Raw genomic sequence first — 21,369 nt, 5'->3', positions numbered from 1 at the left:
ATGCCTAAGCGTACTGACATCAAGCGTATCCTCGTCATTGGCTCGGGCCCCATCGTCATTGGCCAGGCCTGCGAGTTCGATTACTCCGGCGCCCAGGCCTGCAAGGTGCTCAAGGAGGATGGCTTTGAGGTCATCCTGGTCAACTCCAACCCGGCGACCATCATGACCGACCCGGGCCTGGCCGACCGCACCTATGTCGAGCCCATCACCGCCGAATTTATCGAGCGCGTGATCAAGAAGGAGCGCCCGGACGCGCTGCTGCCCACGCTGGGCGGCCAGACCGGTCTGAACGCCGCCGTCGAGCTGGCAAAGGACGGCACGCTCGACCAGTACGGCGTCGAGATGATCGGCTGCGACCTTGCCGCCATCGAGCGCGGCGAGGACCGCAAGCTTTTTAACGAGGCCATGGCCGAGATCGGCCTGGAGGTCGCGCGCTCGGGCTATGCCTACAGCGTGGCCGACGCCGAGGCCATCGCCGAGCGCGTGGGATATCCCTGCGTGCTGCGCCCGAGCTTTACCCTGGGCGGCGCCGGCGGCGGCATCGCGCACACCCACGAGGAGCTCGTCTCCATCGTGAGCCAGGGCCTTGAGCTCTCGCCCGCCCACGAGGTGCTGGTCGAGGAGTCCATCGAGGGTTGGAAAGAGTACGAGATGGAGGTCATGCGCGACCACGCCGGCAACGGCATCATCGTGTGCTCCATCGAGAACCTCGACCCCATGGGCGTGCATACCGGCGACTCCATCACCGTGGCGCCGGCGCAGACCCTCTCCGACCTTGAGTATCAGCGCATGCGTGTCGCCTCGCTCGCCATTCTGGAGAAGATCGGCGTCGAGACCGGTGGCTCCAACGTGCAGTTTGCCGTGAACCCGCAGACCGGTCGCCTGATCGTCATCGAGATGAACCCGCGCGTGAGCCGTTCGTCCGCACTGGCCTCCAAGGCCACGGGCTTCCCCATCGCCAAGGCCGCCGCTCGCCTGGCCGTGGGCTACACGCTCGACGAGATCGTCAACGACATCACCAAAGCCACGCCTGCCTGCTTTGAGCCCACGATTGACTACTGTGTGGTCAAGGTGCCGCGCTTTGCCTTTGAGAAGTTCAAGGGTACCGACCCCACGCTCACAACGCGCATGAAAGCCGTGGGCGAGATCATGGCGATCGGCCGCACCTTTGAGGAGGCCTTTGGCAAGGCCATGCGCTCGCTGGAGGACGGACATCAGGGCATTTGCGCTGGTGGCAAGGAAGGTGCCGATAAGCTGAGCGACGACGAGCTCGCTCAGGCCGTGGGCACCCCGACTGAGCACCGCATCTTCTTTGTGGTCGAGGCCCTGCGTCGTGGCTGGGATGTCGCGCGCATCCATGCCATCTGCGGCATCGATCCGTGGTATCTCAACCGTATCAACGATATGGTGCAGGTCCAGGAGAGCATTCGCGGCCTGCGCGTGGAGGACATCGACGCCGACGCGATGCGCCTGCTCAAGCAGTATGGCACGAGCGATGCCGAGATTGCCGCGCTGACCGGCTCGGACGAGCGCTTTGTTCGCGCTTACCGTAAGGGCCTGGGCGTGGTTCCCAGCATGAAGACGGTCGACACCTGCGCTGCTGAGTTCTCGAGTGCCACGGAGTATCACTACAAGACCTACGAAAACATCTACCGCACGAGCCCGGTCGCCAAGAAGTGCGTTGCCCCCGACGAGACCACGCCGGCAGATAAGCCCAAGGCGATGATTCTGGGTGCCGGCCCCAACCGTATCGGCCAGGGTATCGAGTTTGACTACTGCTGCGTGCACGCGAGCTACGCGCTGGCGGCCCGTGGCTTCGAGACCATCATGGTCAACTGCAACCCCGAGACCGTCTCGACCGACTACGACACGTCCGATCGTCTGTACTTTGAGCCGCTCACCTACGAGGACGTCATGGACGTTATCGATGTTGAGCGCCCCGACGGCGTCGTGGTGACGCTCGGCGGCCAGACCCCGCTTAAGCTGGCGCGCATGCTCGAGGAGAGCGGCGTGAACATCATGGGTACTAAGCCCGATGCCATCGATTTTGCCGAGGACCGCGAGCGCTTTGCCGCCCTGCTCGACAAGCTGGGCATTATGTACCCGCCGGCGGGTCAGGCCACCTCGTTTGAGGAGGCCGAGGCCGTGGCTGCGCATATCGGCTACCCGCTGCTGGTTCGTCCGAGCTATGTGTTGGGCGGCCGCGGCATGATGATCGCCTACGATGCCGAGCATCTGCACGATTACATGGCCGAGGCTGCCCGCATTAGCCCCGACTACCCGGTGTACCTCGACCGCTTCCTGGAGGGCGCGATCGAGTCCGATGTCGATGCCCTGTGCGACGGCGAGGAGGTCTACATCGGCGGTATTCTGGAGCATATCGAGGAGGCCGGTATCCACTCCGGTGACTCCGCGACTTGTATTCCGCCGTTTAGCTTTAGCGAGAGTCTGCAGGCGAAGCTCCGCGAGACCACGCGCCGCATCGCGATGGCGCTGGGAGTTCGCGGCCTGGTCAATGTGCAGTATGCCATCAAGGGCGAGACCGTCTACGTGATCGAGGCCAACCCGCGTGCCAGCCGTACCGTGCCGTTTATCTCCAAGGCCACCGGCGTGCCGCTGGCCAAGTGCGCGGCGCGCATCATGGCGGGCGATTCCATCGCGAGCCTGGGCCTGCCGAGCGACGAGCGCCAGCTGGACTGCTTCTGCATGAAGGAAGCCGTTATGCCCTGGGGCCGTTTCCCGGGAGCCGACGTTATCCTGGGGCCCGAGATGAAGTCGACGGGCGAGGTCATGGGTGTCGCCAAGAGCTATCCCGAGGCATACGCCAAGACACAGCTGGCGATTGACTACAAGCTGCCCGATCCGAGCGCTGGCAAGGTGTTCATTAGCGTGTGCGATCGCGACAAGCGCCATATCCTTTCGGTCGCCCGTATCCTGCGCTATCTGGGCTTTGACATCTGCTCTACCGAGGGTACGGCGCGCGTGCTGCGCGGAGGCAACGTGACGTGCGAGGTCGTGGAAAAGATCAGCGGCCCACACGACGGCGAGCGGCCCAACATCGGTGACCTTATCGCCGATGGCAAGATCGCGGTGATCATCAATACGCCGTACGGCCCGGGCTCGCGCGGCGACGGCTATCTGTTGCGCACCGAGGCGGTTCGCCGCGGCGTGACCTGTGTGACGGCGATGTCTGCCGCCAACACCTACGTGAGTGCTATCGAGGCGGTGCGCGAGGACCAGCAGGGCCACGGCAGCGCCAACGACATGGGCATGGACGTCATCGCCCTGCAGGACCTGCCGCAGTACACGGTGTAATGTGACCTGGTCGGCCGGGGCGGGAGGGGCCGAGATTTCCCCCTTTCGCTCCGGCTGCAAGCAGAGTCGCTCAGGAGGAAACTCGGCCCCTCCCGCCCCGGCCTGCGGTGACTTTGCTGCACCGTGTGCTGTCGAAGGGACTTTGCGCGATGATTAGGGCTGAATAAAATTGAGTGTGGGCGCCGTCGTTCATTCGAACGACGGCGCCCACGTTATGTAGGAGGGACTTTCAGCCTCGTCAACCTCCCATTCCAAACCAAATCAGCCAACGTACGTCATGGCAATATCCGGTAGGTCCCCGGGTGCCCCGCGGCGGGCTGGGTTATTTAGCTGAGCGACTTTGCGTAGCAACCGGAGTGAAGATGAAAACACCGGGCCGCCGCAGAGCACCCACAGACCGCAGGGACGGGAGCGGCTATACTACTCTCAGTAGTTAAGGGTCGCGGATTCGCCGCGTCACCGCTCTCAACAGGAGGTCTTTATTTATGGCAGATCAGAAGCCGGTTGTCGGGATCATCATGGGCTCCAAGTCCGATCTGGGCGTTATGGAAGGCTGCACCGCCGAGCTCGAGGCGCTGGGCGTGCCCTATGAGCTCGTGATCGCAAGCGCGCACCGCACGCCGGCGAAGGTTCACGAGTGGGCTTCGACTGCTGCCGATCGCGGTATCAAGGTGATTATCGCCGCCGCCGGCAAGGCCGCTCACTTGGGCGGTGTCGTGGCTGCCTTTACGCCGCTGCCGGTTATCGGTGTTCCTATGAAGACGAGTGACCTGGGCGGCATGGATTCGCTGTTGTCGATGGTGCAAATGCCTTCGGGCGTGCCCGTAGCCTGTGTTGCCATCAACGGCGCCAAGAACGCCGCTATCTACGCCACACAGATTCTGGGTGCTTGCGACCCCGAGTATCGTACGGTCATTGAGAAAATGAAACAGGAGATGGCTGACGCGTAAGATCGCCACCATTCCTTTTGTGCCATAAGGAGAGTTATGTCCGACTATCAGGGAAAACGTTTTAGGTCCTCTCAAATCCCCGACCCTTCAAAGCCCGCTGACAGCCGTGCGCCTCAGCAGGGTCGGGCATCCTCTCCCCAGCATGCCCGTGCCCCACGCCCCGTGGTGCCGACAGGGCAGCGCCGCCAGCGCCAGAATACGCCTGCCGCATACCGTCCTTCGGCGTATAGCACGGCGAAATCGCCGCAGCGTACTACGCTACCGGCCCATAAGGACTCGGCGGGACATGTCCAACAGCCGCGCAAAAAACGTCGGTCGATTTTCCCTATCTTGCTCATCATTGTCGGAATCGGATTGATTGTTGCCGCAGCGGCTATCTACATCAATGCGCAAATTGGCTACAAACAGGCAAACGACTCGTATGCAAAGATCGAGAAACAATATGTGAGCGATAAGGATGGCAGCGGCATCCCCGTCGTTGATTTTGATGCCCTTGCGCAGACGAACCCCGAGATTGTCGGCTGGATTTACGTTCCGGATACTACTATCAACTATCCGGTGGTTCAGGCCAACAATAACTCCAAGTACCTCAACACGTTGTTTGACGGTACATCCAACGCTTCCGGTGCAATTTTCCTGGACTGCGACGATACGGCCCCCGGTATGGTGGACCAGCAGACCACGATCTATGGCCATCATATGAACGACGGCTCGATGTTCAACATTATTTCGGACACAACCGACCAGGCAAAGTTCGATAGCATCGAGTATGTGTACTACATTACGCGCGACGGTACGTATAAGCTGAGACCGCTGGCGACCAAGGTGGTTGAGGATACGTATGCCAAGGCGCGCGCGACCAACTTTGAGGGCGACGACGGGCTGACGAATTATCTGTCCGAGATGCTCGATGGCGCCTCGGCCGTGGCAAACGATGCGACCGACCGTGCTGCCTCGGCAACTAAGGTTGTAACGCTTGTGACCTGCCGCTCACTGTCATTTAGCAATACGCGCGCCGTCATGGTGCTCACACCGGTCGAGGAATAAGTGGTTCGAGAGTAGCTAATTTGGGACGGGGCTCTTTTAGCTACCCCAGTCACCTAACCCAGCAAAATCATTCTGCATGCCCGCGGTAGCTAAAAGAGCCCCGTCCCAAATTAGCTACTCGACGACGGAAAAAAGGGGAAGCGATGCTTGAAAGCGGCAAATTGATGCCTTCGGTCGATGCGTGGCTGCGTGAAGCCAAGGCCGACGCTTCGGCGCCGGCGTGCGGTATGTACCTGACGCATAACGGCGTGGTGCGCGCAACGCCCAAGTCTGAGGCCCGTGGTGTCAAGACCGATGGCGTGGCGCCGGGTCATAAAGTAAGCGGCATGGTGTTTGGCTACGACGCCGACAAGGTACGGTCTGCCATCGAAGCGACGCGTGCGATGCCCGGCATCGGCTATGTGCGCGTATGGCTGGCGAGCGGTGAGCTTGCCGTGGGCGATGACATCATGCTTGTACTTATTGGAGGGGATATCCGCCCGCATGTGGTCGATGCGCTGCAGTCGCTCGTCGGCACCATCAAGAACGAGTGCGTGAGCGAGGTCGAGCGCGAGGCGTAAGGCCTCGTCGGCAATCCGAGTCTGTCTATAGCGAAAGCCCGCCGGCAGTTCATGTAGATCTGCCAGCGGGCTTTGATGTGTTGGAGCTATTTTGCTCTGGCGTTTGCTACACGCGTGTGGCGTCCTTGGGGCTCATGGTCATGCTCTGGAAGCGATTTTCCATATACTCGTTATCGAAGTACCTTCCGTAGAACTGCGCAACGGGAATATCGCTGGCCGTGCCGTTGACACGCTGGTACCAGTAGTCGAGCGACTGCAGCGTCATGACGCCGTCGACCAGCATGATGATGGTAAAGATGACGGTGGCTGAGTAGCGATTCTTCCAGGGAATCATGTTAATGAGCTTGAGCAATCTGGGCAGCAGCAGCTTGATCCAGATGAGTCCGCCCAGACCCCACAGGCAGGCGAAGCCCGTGCAGGTGCGACCGCCCGTAAGCACGGCGAGCGGATCGGGCATGCCAAAGAGCTTCATGTGCGAGTAGTTCCACGAGACCACACCGAACGAGGTCTGCATAAACCAGCCCACAAAGACCTCAAAGCTTGCGCCAAGCAGGGCGCTCACCAAAAAGATAATGATGGGGTTCTTTTTGTAGAAGCGGTTGAGCACCATGGTCATGAGTACGGCGCCAAATCCGTAGATGGGGCTGAAGGGGCCAAATAGCATGCCGGCGCGGTTCTGGTAGACGCCTGGATCGTCGACCGTCATGTGCCAGATGTCCTCCAGGATCAGACCGAGCACGCAGCAGACAAAGAATACCCAGAACAGGTTGAAGTAGTTGAGCTTGATGTAGCCCTCGCCGGTCTCATCGCGGCCGAGCATACCCTCGGCGGCGGCGTCGCGATCGAGCATCTCCTGCAAGCGGCGCTGCAGTTCGCGCTCCTGACGAAGTGTTGGGTCAACAGTGGCCGAAAGCGCGACGAGGATGCCGAGCTGGATGGCGGGGCGCAGCAAGAACGGCCCGATACCCTGGAGCATCACGTCGACCAAAAGCTCAACGACGGTAAGTGCGATAAGGATATAGGACAGGCGCGCGGCGTTGCGGCGCTGGTTCTTGATGAGGTCCAGGCCAAAGATGATCAAGATGACCGCGCTCGCCGCCGAGAGCATGATGCCGGCGACGATAAGGCCGACCGCGACGAGCGTGTTGTCGCCGAGCTTGGCGGCGGCGTTGCCGTTGATGAGCGCGGTGATGACCCGCCACATAAAGGCGCCGACCGAAGGGAGCGTGCCTACGCCGGACAGGATGCACAGGACGGCGTACACCTTAATGATAAGGGGGATCTTCTTGACCTCCGTGGCGCTGGGGACACTGGGGTCGAGTTGATTTCGATCCATACGCTACCTTTCTCGTCTTGTAGTAGCCTACAAGGATACGCCGACGACCAGCTAAAAGACAGGACGAACGTCCCAATTGCAACAATGTAGCCCCTAGCGCGGGCGAGACACGGCGCACGGGAAGTCTTCGAGGCCGTTGCCCCTGAGAGTGGACTACCCAATAAAATGTTTGGTCGCAAAACGGATAATAAGCTCGGTGGGCTTTTAAAAAGCGCTGCTCATGCGCTGGGGAGCTTGTCTTGCCGTGCGTATAATAAGGCAGGTAACGCCAAATAACGAGGCTCTGAGGGGATGCCATGTCTCAAGAAACCATCCGCGCGGCCGAGCGTGCCACGGGACAGGTGACGACCATGTCGACGTACGATCCGGACTCCGACCAGCTGCATGAGGAATGCGGCGTTTTTGGTGTGTGGGCGCCCGATCGCGACGTGGCTCGACTGACGTACTTTGGTCTGCGTGCGCTGCAGCATCGCGGCCAGGAATCGGCGGGAATCGCCGTGGGCGACGGCGGCACGGTTATGGTTCGTAAAGACCTGGGACTGCTCGACCGTGTGTTCTCCAACGCCGACCTATCGACGCTTTCTGGTCAGTTGGCCGTGGGTCACGTGCGCTACGGCACTGCCGGCGCCAAGAGCTGGGAAGCCTCGCAGCCACATCTTTCGACCATTAATAGCGTCATCATCGCACTTGCGCACAACGGCACCCTCGTCAACACCGACGAGCTGCGCCGTCAGCTCATCGAGCTGGGCGTGCCGTTTCTCTCCAATTCGGATTCCGAGGTCGCGACCAAGCTCATCGGCTACTTTACGCAGCGCACAGGCCATTTGCGCGAGGGCATTCGCAAGACGATGGAACTCGTGCGCGGTGGCTATGCCATGACGCTCATCAACGAGCAGGCGCTCTATGCTTTCCGCGACCCGCACGGCATTCGTCCGCTGGTGCTGGGCAAGCTTGTGGACGAGGGCTTGGACCAGGCCGACGCCGCATCCGTTTCGCGGCTGCCGTCGCAAGACGACGCCGCGACGGTCGACGCTGCCACTCATGTCACTCGCGCTGGTGGCTGGGTCGTTGCGTCCGAGACCTGCGCGCTCGACATTGTGGGTGCCGAGTACGTCCGCGACGTCCGTCCCGGCGAGATCTTGCGCATCAGCGCCGAGGGCTTGGTGTCCGAGCAAGGCGTGCCCGCTGCCGAAGAGCCCGCTAACTGCATCTTTGAGCAGGTCTACTTTGCCCGCCCCGACTCCATCATGAATGGCAAGAGCGTCTACGCCTGCCGTTACGACATGGGTCGTCAGCTGGCACACGAGGAGCCCGTCGATGCCGACCTGGTCATCGGTGTGCCCGACTCCGGTCTGCCGCCTGCGGAGGGTTATTCGCGTGAGAGCGGCATTCCCTTTGGCGAGGGCCTCATCAAGAATCGCTATGTGGGCCGTACGTTTATCGAGCCCACGCAGGAGCTGCGTGCCATGGGCGTGCGCATGAAGCTCAATCCACTGCGCGACAATATCGAGGGCAAGCGCCTGGTCGTCATCGACGACTCCATCGTTCGCGGCACCACCATGGTGCAGCTCGTCAAGATGCTGCGCAACGCCGGCGCCAAGGAGATTCACATCCGCATCAACTCGCCCGAGGTCATCTGGCCGTGCTTCTACGGCATCGATACCGACGTGCAGTCGCAGCTCATCAGCGCTAACAAGACGGTCGATGAGATCTGCGAGTACATTGGCGCCGATTCGCTGGCCTTCCTTTCGGTCGAGGGCCTGCTGAAGGTCATGCCCAAGGGCGGCTACTGCGATGCGTGCTTTACCGGCCGTTATCCCGTGGCGATTCCCGAGAGCTTTGGCCGCGACAAGTTTATGGAGGGCTTTAAGCCCCGCAACCTGGATAAGCCGCTGCACTTTGGCGACGACGCCGTGGTCGAGAAATACGATGACCGCAGCTGGGAAGAGAAGCACGGCGAGGCCTAAAACCTGCCATTTAGGGACAGGTTTATTTTGGTAGGTTTTACCTGCTGTTTTGTTGATTTGGCGGCGCGTGTTGTTACCGTGTGCGCCAACTTGAGGGCAACTATGAGCACTGTTTGGCGTCTGTGTGTCAAACGGTAGTGGGAGAGGAAGGCTCAGATGAGCGACAGCAAGCATGTGACGTATGAGGATGCCGGCGTCGATACCGCCGAGGGCGGCCGCGCCGTCGACGCTATTAAGCAAATGGTTAAGGATACCAACCGTCCCGAGGTTATCGGCGGCATCGGTGGCTTTGGCGGCCTGTTCTCGGCCGCCGCGCTTAAGGATATGGAAGACCCGATTCTGATCAGCGGTACCGACGGCGTGGGCACCAAGCTCGTCCTCGCCCAGATCATGGACCGTCACGAGACGGTGGGCCAGGACCTGGTCGCCATGTGCGTCAACGACATTTTGGCTTCGGGCGCCGAGCCGCTCTTCTTTTTGGACTATGTTGCCATCGGCCACATCGAGGCCGAGCACATGGCAAAGATCATCAAGGGCGTGGCAGACGGCTGCAAGCTCGCGGGCTGCGCGCTCGTGGGCGGCGAGATGGCCGAGCACCCGGGCGTCATGGCTCCCGCCGACTATGACCTCGCCGGCTTTACCGTGGGTGTCGTCGACCGTCCCAAGATGCTCGACCCCGCCAACGTCCGCCCCGGCGACGTGATTCTGGGCCTTCCCTCCACCGGCGTGCACTCCAACGGCTACTCGCTCGTGCGTAAGGTCATCGGCGTTGACGGCATCAAGCCTGGTACGCCCGAGGCCGCCGCTAAGGCCGAGGAGCTGAGCCGTCCGCTCGAGGAGCTCGGCGGCGCATCACTGGCAGACGCTCTGCTGGCCCCCACGCGCATCTACGTCAAGCCGATTCTTGAGCTGCTCCGCGGCGGCGCTCCGGTGCACGCCATCGCCCATATCACCGGCGGTGGCATCACCGAGAACCTTAACCGTGCGTTGGCCGACGACGTCGACGCCGTGGTCACCCGCAATGGCGCCGAGATGGGCTGGGACATTCCGCCCGTGATCACCTATGTTTCGCACCAGGCCGAGCTTACGCCCAACGAGGCATGCAAGACCTTCAACATGGGCGTCGGCCTGTGCCTGATTGTCGCTCCCGAAGATGAGGCCGCGGTAACCGATGCCCTGGTCGCGCTGGGCGAGAAGCCGTTCCGCGTGGGCGAATGCGTCGAGGGCTCCGGTAAGGTCGTGTACTCCGATGAGCGCTAACGAGCAGACGGCTGCCGCCGAGGGCTTGGACTTTGTGCCCTACACCCGTCCGACCGGTACCGACACGGCCGATCCGCTCAAGATCGGCGTGCTCATCAGCGGTTCGGGCACCAACCTGCAGGCGCTCGTCGACCTGATTGCCGCCGGCAAGCTCAATGCTTCGATCGAGCTCGTGGTGTCGAGCCGTCCTTCGGCCAAGGGCCTGCAGCGTGCAGAGCGTGCGGGTATCCAGACGCTGACGCTCTCCAAGGATGTCTACGCCGACCCTATCGCCGCCGACGAGATTATTGCGCACGAGCTTCTCGAGCGCGGCTGCGAGTATGTGGTCATGGCTGGCTACATGCGCATGGTGCACACACCCCTGCTGGCGGCGTTCCCCAACCGCGTTGTCAATCTGCATCCGGCGCTGCTGCCGAGCTTTACCGGTGCGCATGCGATCGACGATGCCTTTGCGCGCGGCGTCAAGGTGACCGGTGTGACCGTGCATTTTGCCAACGAGATCTACGACAACGGTCCCATCATCGCCCAGCGCGCGCTGGCCGTTGAGGAAGGCTGGGATGTCGATACGCTCGAGGAGCACATTCACGCGATCGAGCACGTGCTGTATCCCGAAGTCGTGCAGATGCTCGCTGACGGCCGCGTCCACGTGCTGGAGAGCGGTAAGGTGGCAATTGATCCGGCGCGCCATCGTGCGTAAAAGGATTCACCTGGTTTTCATTGCGACGTAAACTATCAAAAAAGCTGATTGGGGCATATGGAATCACATGTGCCCCAATCAGCTTAATATCTCTTTGATTTTGGGCTCTGGATAACGTGACGGGCACCATTCCCATTCCAAGAAATCCGATAGGCCTCGTCCGTGTGTGGGCGGGGCCCTTTTGCGTGGCCTTTTATGTTTGCTATACTGCTAGCAAGTAGAGAGGAGCCGCTATGGGTGCAGCAACGGTGCAGCTCAACACACGAATCGATCCTATGCTCAAGGCTGGTGGCGATGCGGTCCTGACACGCAATGGATTGGGGCCGATCGATGCCATTCGTGCGCTTTGGGCCTATCTTGTCGAGCATCAAGCGTTGCCGGGATTTATGGTGACGGATAAGCGCGAGGCACCCCGCGCGGAGAGCCTGGCCGAGCAGGGGTGTGGCCTAGCTTTTTCATCGCTGGGGCTAAATGCTTCGGATTTTGCGCCATTTGGATCATCTGCGGAAGACTGGGATGCCGTACGAGATGATATGTATGACACGATGATTGCCGATATTGAGGCGAATTGTCGATGATCGAGGCAAAGCATCTCTTGGTAGATACGAACGTTTGGCTCGATTATTACCTGCAAGAGGGGGCGTTCGACGAAGCGAAGAGATTAGTTGAACTGGCCGAGGCGGGAAAGATTGACCTTCTGTACACGCCCACGACGGCAAAGGATGTGTTCTATATCCTGCCTCGGCGTCTGGCCCGGCGGAATGCGAATGGGATTAACGTGCCGTTTACCTCGGCGTCATGGGCCTGCATCGAGCACATGATGCAGGTGGCAACTGCCTCTCCGCTTTCGTTGGCAGAGTGCGAGATGGCGCGCATGCTTGGCAAGCGCATGCCGGATCTCGAAGACAACCTCATCATCGCTTCGGGCGAGACGGCAGATGTTGACTACGTGGTCACGAGCGACCGGCGCATGCTGGAGGCGATGCCCGAGGTGTGCTTGACGCCTGCCCGCGCACTCGAGATGATTGGGATCCTCGGCTAACCTTGCCTGTCTGGTTTCGCTATCATATGGGGCATTGTGAACCTCATGCAACTTTGGAGGACGGTATGGCGGATAACGCCGAGATGCTATTCGCGCCTGAGCTGGTGTTTTTTGATTGGGAGTGCGCGACGCCGGATGAGGTGTTTGCGCGGCTCGAGGGCGAGCTCGCTCCGCGCGGCTACATTGCGTCCGGTTGGCTCGATGCCGTCCGTACGCGCGAGGACATCTATCCCACGGGCCTCGCTATGCCGGCGGCCAATATTGCCATTCCGCATACCGATCCGGGGTTTGTGGCTAAGCCCTATATCGCGGTGATGAAGCCCTCCGCGCCCGTGACGTTCAATGCTATGGCGGGTATGGGTGCCCCCGTGCCGGCGCAGATCATCATCAATCTGGGTATTGCCGAGCCGGGCGGCCAGGTCGAGGCTCTGCAAGCGCTTATGAATATCTTTATGGATGCTGACGCCGCAGCCGACGTGCTCGGCCAGACTTCGTCCCAGGGCATGGTCGACGCCATCCGCCGCCACTTCTAGGGCCGGCATTTGGGGACTGTCCCTAACTGCCGGCAGAAAAGGAACGTCCCTAGCTGTCGGAGCTGTCCCCTTTGCACCAAAATGGTGCAGATTAACCTGTCTCCCATGCACCAGGTGTGCCGCGGGGCTGCGTTGTGACACAATGACGTTTGTTCGATTCGTGATGCGAAAGGCCAACTATGGCAAACAAGAAAAAGAACTCCGAGGCCGCACCGACGCCCGAGCAACGGTCCCGCGCTGCCTCCAGCTCTCGCAAGAAGCAGCGCAAGACGTACGTGTCTAAGACCGTCAAGATCGTCCTGGTGGTTATCGGCGTGCTGGCAATGCTGCTTTCCGTCTCGGCCATGGCGTGCTCCGGTTTGATGTCGCAGACCGAGAACAATAACTCGGGTTACAAACTGACCGGCGGTGTGGCTGCTACCGTCAACGGAACCAATCTCACCGAGGACACCGTAACCAAGCAGATCATGAGCATGCGCACGTCCTACGGCTACACCAAGGATGAGGATTGGGCGCAGTATCTGGTTGACAATGACCTGACGCCCAAGAAGTACCGCAAACAGCTCATCGATTCCTATACGCAGCAGATTCTGCTCCAGCAGGCGCAGAAGGAGAACGGCGTGACGGTTTCGGACGAGGAAGTAGAGAAGGCTTGGAAGGACGCCTGCAAGAGCGCGGGCGGCGCCAAGACCTTTAAGGAGACCCTTAAGACCTACGGCTATACCGAGGACACCTACAAGGACTCGCTCAAGGAGAGCCTGGCGCAGCAGAAGCTTAAGGATGCCGTTGCTCCCACCAGCAAGCCCAAGGACAGCGAGATTGTCGATTACATTAACGAGAACCTGTCTAACTACAACGATGCCCGCCGCTCGTCGAACATCCTGATCAAGGTTGATTCCGACGCTTCGGACGAGGACAAGGCCGCCGCCAAGGCCAAGGCGCAGGAGTGCCTGGATAAGATCAACTCCGGCGAGCTGAGCTTTGAGGATGCCGTGAAGCAGTATTCCGACGACACCGGTTCCAAGGAGAAGAAGGGTGACGTGGGCTGGGATAAGCTCACCACCTTTGTCGACAGCTACCAGACGGCGCTCGAGGGCCTTAACAAGGGCGATGTGAGCGACGTGGTCGAGTCGACGTATGGCTACCACATCATCAAGTGCACCGACTACTTCCATGTCGATGGCCAGGTCGATGACATCAATCAGGTGCCCAAGGCTATTAAGAAGTACGTTTCCAATGTGGTGAAGACCCAGGCATCGGGCACGGCATACAACGAGTGGCTGGAGAAGTACACGAAGGATGCCGACATTACCGTCAACCCCATGCCCAAGGACGTGCCCTATAACGTGAGCCTGAAGGGCGTCACCAAGAGCTCGACCGACGATTCGTCGACGACTGAGTAATCAAGGGGCGGTGCTCGTGCGAGTGCCGCCCATGTTATTGAGGAGGATTTGCAGATGACCAACGAAGAGCTGCAGCAGGAAATGATTGCCGCCATGAAGGCCAAGGACAAGGTTCGCCTGTCTATCATTCGCCAGGTCAAGGCCGAGGTTAAGAACATCGAGGTCAACGAGCGCCGCGACGTGACCGAGGAAGACGTCAACAGCATGATCAAGCGTCTGATTAAGCAGACAAGCGAGACGTTGGAGATGTCCATCAAGGCCGGTACCGATCAAGATCGTACCGACAACCTGACCGAGCAGGTCAAGATTCTGGAGAGCCTACTGCCCGCGCAGGTTTCGGGCGAGGAGCTCGAGGCGCTGATCGAGCAGGTCATCGCCGAGCTGGGCGCCACGTCCAAGAAGCAGATGGGCCAGGTTATGGGGGCGCTCGGCAAGGCCACCGGCGGCAACTTCGATAAGCCTGCAGCTGCCAAGATTGTCGGCGGCAAACTCGCGTAATTTGTTACGCGGTTTTACCAAACCGCGTAACGGCTCGACGCTGCAAACCCGTACACGCGGCAATCTGACGTTCAATTTCAAGGGCGCGACCATGAGGTCTGCGCCCTTTCATTTCACGTCACCTTGCTCGCGTGTACGGGTTTTCGCTGACTTATGCTCAACAAGGGCGGTTGTATTATTTTCGGGTCTTGAGGGGTGTGGCCGTCATGGTCGCGCCCCTTTTTGGTGGGCTGGGTACTCATTTAAGCCTGTCCCCAATGAGTGGGTTAAAGGTTGCGGGTTCTTTACGGGAATGTAGTGTGGGCTGCGGAAACGTGGTTCTTTCCGTAAAATAGAGCAATTCGTGTAAGCGCAGGGAAGGGATATTCATGGCAGACATGATCGAGATCAAGCATCTCAACAAGTACTTTGGCGACCTGCATGTGCTCAAAGATATCAACCTCACCGTCAAGCGCGGCGAGAAGCTCGTAATGATCGGGCCTTCCGGCTCGGGCAAGTCCACGCTCATCCGTTGCGTCGATTATCTGGAGGAGCCCACGTCGGGCGAGGTCATCATCGACGGTACGCCGCTCACCAAAAAGAATCACCTGGAGATGGCTCGCAAGTACAGCTCCATGGTGTTTCAGCAGTTCAACCTATATCCCAACATGACGGTGCTGGGCAACCTGACGCTCGCGCCCATCAAGCTGCAAAAGAAGAGTAAGGAGGAGGCGACCGAGATCGCCATCGCCGCGCTCAAGCGCGTCGGCATGGCGCATAAGGCCGGCGAGTATCCGCAGAACCTCTCGGGCGGTCAGCAGCAGCGCATCGCCATTGCCCGTGCCCTGTGCACCAAGCAGCCCATCATCTTGTTTGACGAGCCGACCTCGGCGCTCGACCCCGAGATGGTCCAGGAAGTCCTGGACGTTATGATTGAGCTCGCGCAGGAGGATATCACCATGATCTGCGTGACGCACGAGATGGGCTTTGCGCGCCAGGTGGCCGACCGCGTCATCTTTATGGAGGACGGCCGCATCCTGGAGGAGGGCACACCCGAGCACTTCTTCGATAACCCCGAGAACCCGCGCTGCCGCGAGTTTCTGTCCAAGATTCTGCACTAGGCGCGGTGATGGACATGACGGATATGACGAGGGCGGCCGTGTCGCGCCGCCACTTTTTGCAGCTGGCGGGCGCCGGTATGCTCGCGCTGACGGGGACCGCGCTTACCGGCTGCGGCAACTCCACCGGCGGCGAGGACTCCGACAAGGGGTCTAAGCTTGCGGCCATCAAGTCGCGTGGCCATCTGAATGCCGGCGTTAAGAAGGACGTTCCTGGCTACGGCTATTACGACACCGCCAAGGGCCGGTTTGAGGGCATGGAGGTCGATTTGTGCTACCAGATCGCCGCTGCCGTCTTTGGCGTGAGCTACAAGGAGGCCCGTGCCCAGGAGCTTGTCGAGTTTACTGACGTAACGCCCAAGACGCGCGGCCCGCTGATCGATAACGGCCAGCTCGACGTGGTCGCGGCGACCTACACCATCACCGACGAGCGCAAGAAGAGCTGGGATTTCTCGACGCCGTACCGTACCGACTACGTGGGACTCATGGTCAAGAAGCGTTCGGGCTTTACCTCGATTGAGGACCTGGACGGCAAGGTCATTGGCGTGAGCCAGGGTGCCACCACGCAGGGCCTGATCGAGCAGATGATCAAGGACAACGGCTTTAGCTGCAAGCCCGAGTTTAGGGCCTTTAGCGGCTACCCCATCATTAAGAGTTCGCTCGATGCCGGCAATATCGACGTCTTTGCCATGGACCGCTCCACGCTGGCCGGTTACATGAACGAGACCGTCGAGCTGCTGCAACCCGAGGTCAAGTTTGGCGAGCAGGGCTACGGCGTGGCGACCAAGAAGGGCTGCGATCTTTCGGCCGTGGTCGATCAGGTGATATGCGATCGCCTGGCCGACGGCTGGCTCGACCAAGAGGTCAAGACCTGGGGTCTTGTATAGGCGCATCGTCCAAGGAAGGAATCAAATGCTCGAAGGATTGTTTGACGCCGACCGCTGGTCGACGACATTCCAAAACATGGGGCCCTTCTGGGAGGGCTTTGGCGTGACGATGCAGGTGGTCGTTGCCGGCCTGCTGCTGTCGCTGGTGTTGGGCACGCTGCTTGGCGTGTTCTCTACCACTCGTTCTCGCGTTCTGCGCGCCATAAGCCGCGTGTACGTGGAGTTTTACCAGAACACCCCGCTGCCCGTGCAGGTGCTCTTTATGTACATGGCCGGTCCGCAGTTTTTGCAGGCCATAACCGGTGCCGACCAGCCGGTGCGTATCGCGCCGTTTGTGCTGGGCTTCTTGGGCGTGGGCCTGTATCACGCTGCCTACATTTCGGAGGTCATCCGTACCGGTATCGAGGCCGTTCCGCGTGGCCAGATGGAGGCGGCCCAGAGCCAGGGCTTCACCCGTGCGCAGGCATACTGCTACATCGTGCTGCCCCAGACGTTCAAGATCATTCTGCCGCCGCTGTGTAACCAGGCACTCAACCTGGTCAAAAACACGTCGGTGCTGGCGCTTGTGGCCGGCGGCGACCTTATGTACCGTTCCGACAACTTTGTGAGTCTGTACGGTTACCTGCAGGGATACATCGTCTGCTGCCTTATGTACTTCATCATCTGCTTTCCGCTCGCCATGCTGGTGCAGTGGCTCGAGCGCCGCTCCAAGGAGCGCCCGCGCGGCATGAGCCTGGCCGAGCTGGGGCTCGACAACGTAGAGGAGGCCTAGCGCATGGAAATCTTCAACGCGACCAACCTGCTCTACATTTGGGGCGGCTTTGTTAAGACAATCGAGATCTCGGCGCTGTCGATCTTTTTCTCGCTCATCTTTGGCACGGTGCTGGCGCTCGTTAAAAGCTACGCGCCCCGTCCGTTCCGTATTTTGGTGAGCGCCTATATCGAGCTGTTCCGTTGCACGCCAAACTTGCTGTGGATCCTGTTCATCTACTTTACGGTGCAGGGTTTGGACATTGTGATTTCGACCATCGCCTTTACGCTGTTTACCAGCGCTGTTATGGCCGAGATTGTGCGTGGCGGCCTCAACTCGATTCCGCGCGGCCAGTTTGAGGCGGCGCAGAGCCAGGGCTTTGGCTTCTTTGCCACCATGCGCTATATCATTCTGCCGCAGACGTTTAAGACAATCATTCCGGCGCTGTTTAGCCAGTGCACGACCGTCATCAAGGACAGCTCGTATCTTTCGGGCATTAACGTGGCCGAGCTCATGTACACGGCAAACGTCGTGATGGCCCACGCGATCGACCTGTCGCAGGTGCTTATGCTCTACGGCCTGGTGTTTGCGATGTACTTTGTGCTCAACTTTGGTATCTCGCTGCTGGTGAGGGCATATCAGCGTCGCATTGTGGCCGCATAGTCCTGCTTCCCCAAGCACGGCACCTTGCCCCTCAATCATCGCTTGCGTACATTTAGTACGCGGCGCTCCTCTTTCGGGGCAATCTGCCGCACTTGGGAAACCAGGACGAAGGTGGGGGCAAAATGAATGTGACAAAGGGACTGTCCCTTTGTCACATAGAGAAAGGAATCGCGATGAGCGATCTGGAGAACAAGAAGAATCCTGTGGTCATTACCATCGCGCGCGACTTTGGCGCCGAGGGCCACGAGATTGGCCGCATGCTTGCCAACGAGTTGGGAATTCCGCTGTACGACAACGAGCTGCTGGTGCGTGCGTCGATGCGCGCGGGTGAGTCGCTCGATAAGATGGCCGCCTATGACGAGCGTCTGGCCGTGGAGAACATGGCGTTTCTGCCCGACCGCTACGATGCGCGTTCGTACTCGGACAAGTTGTTCCAAAAGATGAGCCAGGTGATTTTGGACCTGGGCGAGACCGAGAGCTGCATTATCGAGGGTCGCCTGTCCGATTACCTGCTGCGTAACAACCCTAATCACATTGCCGTGTTGGTGACCGCACCCTTTGAGGACCGCGTCGAGATCGTGCGCAAGAAGCGTGGGCTCAACAAAAAGAAGGGCGCCAAGCTGGTCAAGCAGCAGCAGAAGGCACGCGAGGCGTTCTATAAGCGCTACAGCGCCGGAAAGTGGAAGATGACGAGCGGCAAGGATATCGTCGTCAACCGCGCCAAGCTGGGTCGCGAGGGCTGCAAAGACGTCATAGCCGCTGCCTACCGCTACAAAGTGGCTCAGCTCGAAGGCTAGCCGACCAAAAGCCATCACAAAGGGGACAGGCACCTTTGTGATGATCGAGCGGCTGGCATAGAAAAAAGTTCCCGCCGGGCGTGTGCCCGACGGGGACTTTGCCGTTTGGTGGCTAGCGCTGTAGGTGATTACTCGCCCAGCAGGCTCTTGGTGATGGAAGCGGCGGCCTTCTTGCCGGCGCCCATCGCCAGAATGACCGTAGCGGCACCGGTGACGATGTCGCCGCCGGCCCAGATGCGGGGATCGGTGGTCTGGCCGGTCTCCTCGTCGGCAACGATGTAGCCCCACTTGTTGAGCTCCATCTTGCCGCCGATCTTGGCAGCGAAGGGGTTGGCGTTGGTACCGATAGCCGAGATCGCGACGTCGCAGGGGATCTCCTCGATGGCGCCCTCGATGGGCACCGGGCGACGACGGCCGGACTCGTCGGGCTCGCCGAGCTCCATCTTCTGGACCTTGACGGCGCACACGGAGCCGTCCTCGCCAGCGACAAACTCGAGCGGGGAGACGAGCGGCAGAACCTCGACGCCCTCGGCCTTGGCATGGTGCAGTTCGGCGCGACGGCAGGGCATCTCGTCCTCGGTACGACGGTAGGCGATGATGGCGTGCTCGGCGCCCAGGCGCTTGGCGGTACGGACAGCGTCCATAGCCACGTTGCCGCCGCCAAAGACGACGACGTTCTTGCCGTGCTTGGTGGGGGTGTCGTACTCGGGGAACTTGTTGGCCTTCATCAGGTTCACGCGGGTGAGGTACTCGTTTGCGAAGAAGACGTTGGGCAGGTTCTCGCCGGGGACGTTGAGGAACTTGGGCAGGCCAGCGCCGGTCGCCACGTAGATGGCGTCGAAGCCCTGCTCGAACAGCTCCTCGGCCGTGGCCATGTTGCCCACGACGGAGTTGTACTCAAACTTGACGCCCATGTCCTCAAGGCCGTCAATCTCGCGCTTGACGACCGCCTTGGGCAGACGGAACTCGGGGATGCCGTAGACCAGCACGCCGCCGCCGGTGAAGAAGGCCTCAAAGACGGTAACGTCAAAGCCGTTGCGGGCGAGCTCGCCGGCGCAGGTGATGCCGGACGGGCCGGAGCCGACGACGGCGACCTTCTTGCCGTTCTTGGGAGCCATCTTGGGCGTGGAGGCGAGCTCGGGGCGGTCACCCAGGAAGCGCTCGAGCTGGCCGATGGCCACGGGCTCGGACTTCTTACCACGGATGCACTTGCCCTCGCACTGGTTCTCCTGCGGGCAGACGCGACCGCAGATGGCGGGAAGCATGGAGTCCTCGCGGATGGTATCGAGGGCGCCGCCAAAGTCCTTCTCGCGGATCTGCTCGATAAAGCGGGGGATGTTGATGTTGACGGGGCAGCCCTCAACACAGAACGGCTTCTTGCAGTTGAGGCAGCGCTCGGCCTCGGCCAGCGCCATCTCCTCGGTGAAGCCCTTGTCGACGGGGCGGAAGTCGCAGGCGCGCTCGGCGGCCGGCTCCTCGTTATCGGGGGTGCGGGGCGACTTCATATCGGCAACGAAACGACCGTTAACTAGTGGCATGCGCAGCTCTTTTCCTCATAGGCCTTGAGGGACTCGCCCTCTTCGGAACGGTAAGCGGCCTGGCGGGCACGAAGGTCATCCCAGTCGACCAGGGTGGCATCGAAGTCGGGGCCGTCGACGCAAGCAAACTTGGTCACGCCGCCCACCTCGACGCGGCAGCAGCCGCACATACCGGTGCCGTCAACCATGATGGGGTTGAGCGACGCGGTGATGGGGGTGTCGTACTTCTGGGCGGTGAGGGTCGAGAACTTCATCATCGGAACGGGGCCGACGCAGAAGACCTGGCTCACGGCCTTGTCCTGCAGCAGGCGCTCCAGCGGAGCGGTGACAACGCCCTGCTCGCCGTAGGAACCGTCGTCGGTGGTGATGTGGATGTGGTCCTCGTCGAGGAGCTCGCGGAACTGGTCCTCCATGAGCAGGAGGTCCTTGGTGCGAGCGCCCATGATGGCGTGCACCTCGTGGCCGGTCTCGACCAGGTGCTTGGCGACCGGGAAGGCAATTGCCAGGCCGACGCCGCCGCCAATGACGGCGCAGGGGCCCTCGGCCATCTCGGTGGGAACGCCCAGCGGGCCCACGACGTCGCGCAGCGACTCGCCGGCCTCGTAGGTGGAAAGCATCTCGGTGGTCTTGCCGATCACCATGAAGATGAACTCGACCCAGCCCTCGTCACCGTTCCAGCCGGCCAGGGTAAACGGGACACGCTCGCCCGTCTCGTTGGCGCGAACCATGAGGAACTGTCCAGCGTGCGCATGCTTGGCGATTGCAGGCGCCTCGATGCGGAACTTGAACACCTTCTCCGAGAACTGCGTCTTCTCCAGGATTTTATACATAGAACCCCTCTCTTGTTAGGGCAACCGAACCGTGCCTCCACGGAAATGGACGGCAGCCCGAATAAAACCGTACGTGCACAGGCGTTGTGCAGACATACGGTGTAAATTATACCCTCATGGACATGTTGCTTGCGTGGTTCTTTGGCAGGTGGGAAAAGTGATCTAGCACAAAGAGACAGGTTTATTTTGGCGGGTTTT

The 21,369-nt window shown here is 60.4% G+C and carries 20 protein-coding genes; 17 read left to right on the top strand and 3 right to left on the bottom strand.

Translation table 11 applies throughout. From position 1 onward, the window contains the following. The 4 genes from carB (at position 1) to ACTQXO_RS03050 (ending at position 5,872) form a co-directional block, all read left to right on the top strand. Positions 1-3,315: a carbamoyl-phosphate synthase large subunit gene (carB, locus tag ACTQXO_RS03065; protein ID WP_154516735.1), complete on the top strand. Its 3,315-nt coding sequence runs from the start codon at positions 1-3 to the stop codon at positions 3,313-3,315. Between the two features lie 485 nt (positions 3,316-3,800). Then, positions 3,801-4,265, top strand: coding sequence for a 5-(carboxyamino)imidazole ribonucleotide mutase (gene purE, locus ACTQXO_RS03060; RefSeq protein ID WP_373575402.1), 465 nt, complete (start codon positions 3,801-3,803; stop codon positions 4,263-4,265). A 354-nt stretch (positions 4,266-4,619) separates the two neighbouring features. Continuing rightward, positions 4,620-5,312, top strand: a complete 693-nt coding sequence (locus ACTQXO_RS03055) for a class B sortase (protein ID WP_441545421.1) — start codon at positions 4,620-4,622, stop codon at positions 5,310-5,312. Between the two features lie 143 nt (positions 5,313-5,455). Next, on the top strand, positions 5,456-5,872 hold the full coding sequence (locus tag ACTQXO_RS03050; RefSeq protein WP_427794018.1) for a molybdenum cofactor biosynthesis protein MoaE: 417 nt from the start codon (positions 5,456-5,458) through the stop codon (positions 5,870-5,872). Between the two features lie 106 nt (positions 5,873-5,978). Here ACTQXO_RS03050 and ACTQXO_RS03045 read toward each other — a convergent pair whose 3' ends face one another. Beyond that, on the bottom strand, positions 5,979-7,208 hold the full coding sequence (locus ACTQXO_RS03045) for a putative ABC transporter permease (RefSeq protein ID WP_441033115.1): 1,230 nt from the start codon (positions 7,206-7,208) through the stop codon (positions 5,979-5,981). Between the two features lie 296 nt (positions 7,209-7,504). Between ACTQXO_RS03045 and purF the strand changes: the two genes are divergently transcribed. The 13 genes from purF to ACTQXO_RS02980 all read left to right on the top strand — a co-directional run bounded on the left by purF (position 7,505) and on the right by ACTQXO_RS02980 (position 18,803). Further along, the gene (purF, locus tag ACTQXO_RS03040; RefSeq protein WP_441033118.1) at positions 7,505-9,175 is read left to right on the top strand and encodes an amidophosphoribosyltransferase; all 1,671 of its coding nucleotides are present in this window, start codon (positions 7,505-7,507) and stop codon (positions 9,173-9,175) included. Between the two features lie 156 nt (positions 9,176-9,331). Then, positions 9,332-10,435: a phosphoribosylformylglycinamidine cyclo-ligase gene (gene purM, locus ACTQXO_RS03035; RefSeq protein WP_427717964.1), complete on the top strand. Its 1,104-nt coding sequence runs from the start codon at positions 9,332-9,334 to the stop codon at positions 10,433-10,435. Next, positions 10,425-11,132, top strand: coding sequence for a phosphoribosylglycinamide formyltransferase (gene purN, locus ACTQXO_RS03030; RefSeq protein ID WP_441033121.1), 708 nt, complete (start codon positions 10,425-10,427; stop codon positions 11,130-11,132). Before purM ends, purN begins: the two co-directional genes overlap by 11 nt. Before the next feature lie 233 nt (positions 11,133-11,365). Beyond that, positions 11,366-11,710, top strand: coding sequence for a hypothetical protein (locus ACTQXO_RS03025; RefSeq protein ID WP_441545420.1), 345 nt, complete (start codon positions 11,366-11,368; stop codon positions 11,708-11,710). Further along, positions 11,707-12,174 carry a PIN domain-containing protein gene (locus ACTQXO_RS03020; protein WP_441033127.1) on the top strand — a complete coding sequence of 156 codons (468 nt, stop codon included), beginning with the start codon at positions 11,707-11,709 and terminating at the stop codon, positions 12,172-12,174. Before ACTQXO_RS03025 ends, ACTQXO_RS03020 begins: the two co-directional genes overlap by 4 nt. Before the next feature lie 65 nt (positions 12,175-12,239). Next, positions 12,240-12,707: a PTS sugar transporter subunit IIA gene (locus ACTQXO_RS03015; protein WP_427793748.1), complete on the top strand. Its 468-nt coding sequence runs from the start codon at positions 12,240-12,242 to the stop codon at positions 12,705-12,707. A 179-nt stretch (positions 12,708-12,886) separates the two neighbouring features. Then, on the top strand, positions 12,887-14,110 hold the full coding sequence (locus tag ACTQXO_RS03010) for a peptidylprolyl isomerase (RefSeq protein ID WP_441033130.1): 1,224 nt from the start codon (positions 12,887-12,889) through the stop codon (positions 14,108-14,110). 54 nt (positions 14,111-14,164) lie between these two features. After that, positions 14,165-14,608 (top strand): GatB/YqeY domain-containing protein, encoded by a 444-nt coding sequence (locus ACTQXO_RS03005; protein ID WP_427795123.1) that lies wholly within the window; start codon positions 14,165-14,167, stop codon positions 14,606-14,608. Positions 14,609-14,976: 368 nt separating this feature from the next. Further along, positions 14,977-15,708: an amino acid ABC transporter ATP-binding protein gene (locus tag ACTQXO_RS03000; RefSeq protein ID WP_055251548.1), complete on the top strand. Its 732-nt coding sequence runs from the start codon at positions 14,977-14,979 to the stop codon at positions 15,706-15,708. Positions 15,709-15,716: 8 nt separating this feature from the next. Beyond that, positions 15,717-16,592, top strand: a complete 876-nt coding sequence (locus tag ACTQXO_RS02995; RefSeq protein ID WP_441033134.1) for a transporter substrate-binding domain-containing protein — start codon at positions 15,717-15,719, stop codon at positions 16,590-16,592. Between the two features lie 25 nt (positions 16,593-16,617). After that, complete coding sequence (locus ACTQXO_RS02990) at positions 16,618-17,364, top strand: amino acid ABC transporter permease (protein ID WP_441033137.1); 747 nt, start codon at positions 16,618-16,620, stop codon at positions 17,362-17,364. Positions 17,365-17,367: 3 nt separating this feature from the next. Further along, positions 17,368-18,006: an amino acid ABC transporter permease gene (locus tag ACTQXO_RS02985; protein ID WP_055285379.1), complete on the top strand. Its 639-nt coding sequence runs from the start codon at positions 17,368-17,370 to the stop codon at positions 18,004-18,006. 173 nt (positions 18,007-18,179) lie between these two features. Continuing rightward, positions 18,180-18,803, top strand: coding sequence for an AAA family ATPase (locus ACTQXO_RS02980; RefSeq protein WP_427717988.1), 624 nt, complete (start codon positions 18,180-18,182; stop codon positions 18,801-18,803). Positions 18,804-18,931: 128 nt separating this feature from the next. Here ACTQXO_RS02980 and gltA read toward each other — a convergent pair whose 3' ends face one another. Both gltA and ACTQXO_RS02970 read right to left on the bottom strand, forming a co-directional pair. Continuing rightward, positions 18,932-20,341 carry an NADPH-dependent glutamate synthase gene (gltA, locus tag ACTQXO_RS02975; protein WP_117647774.1) on the bottom strand — a complete coding sequence of 470 codons (1,410 nt, stop codon included), beginning with the start codon at positions 20,339-20,341 and terminating at the stop codon, positions 18,932-18,934. Then, a complete protein-coding gene (locus ACTQXO_RS02970; protein WP_006235793.1) occupies positions 20,332-21,171 on the bottom strand; it encodes a sulfide/dihydroorotate dehydrogenase-like FAD/NAD-binding protein in 840 nt (279 codons plus the stop codon). Before ACTQXO_RS02970 ends, gltA begins: the two co-directional genes overlap by 10 nt. Positions 21,172-21,369: the final 198 nt, after the last annotated feature.

This window comes from Collinsella sp. LCP19S3_D5 (assembly GCF_052121415.1).
Taxonomy (GTDB): Bacteria; Actinomycetota; Coriobacteriia; order Coriobacteriales; family Coriobacteriaceae; genus Collinsella.
The sequence above is the reverse complement of the archived record's forward strand: the minus strand, read 5'-3'. Positions and strand labels throughout refer to the sequence as shown.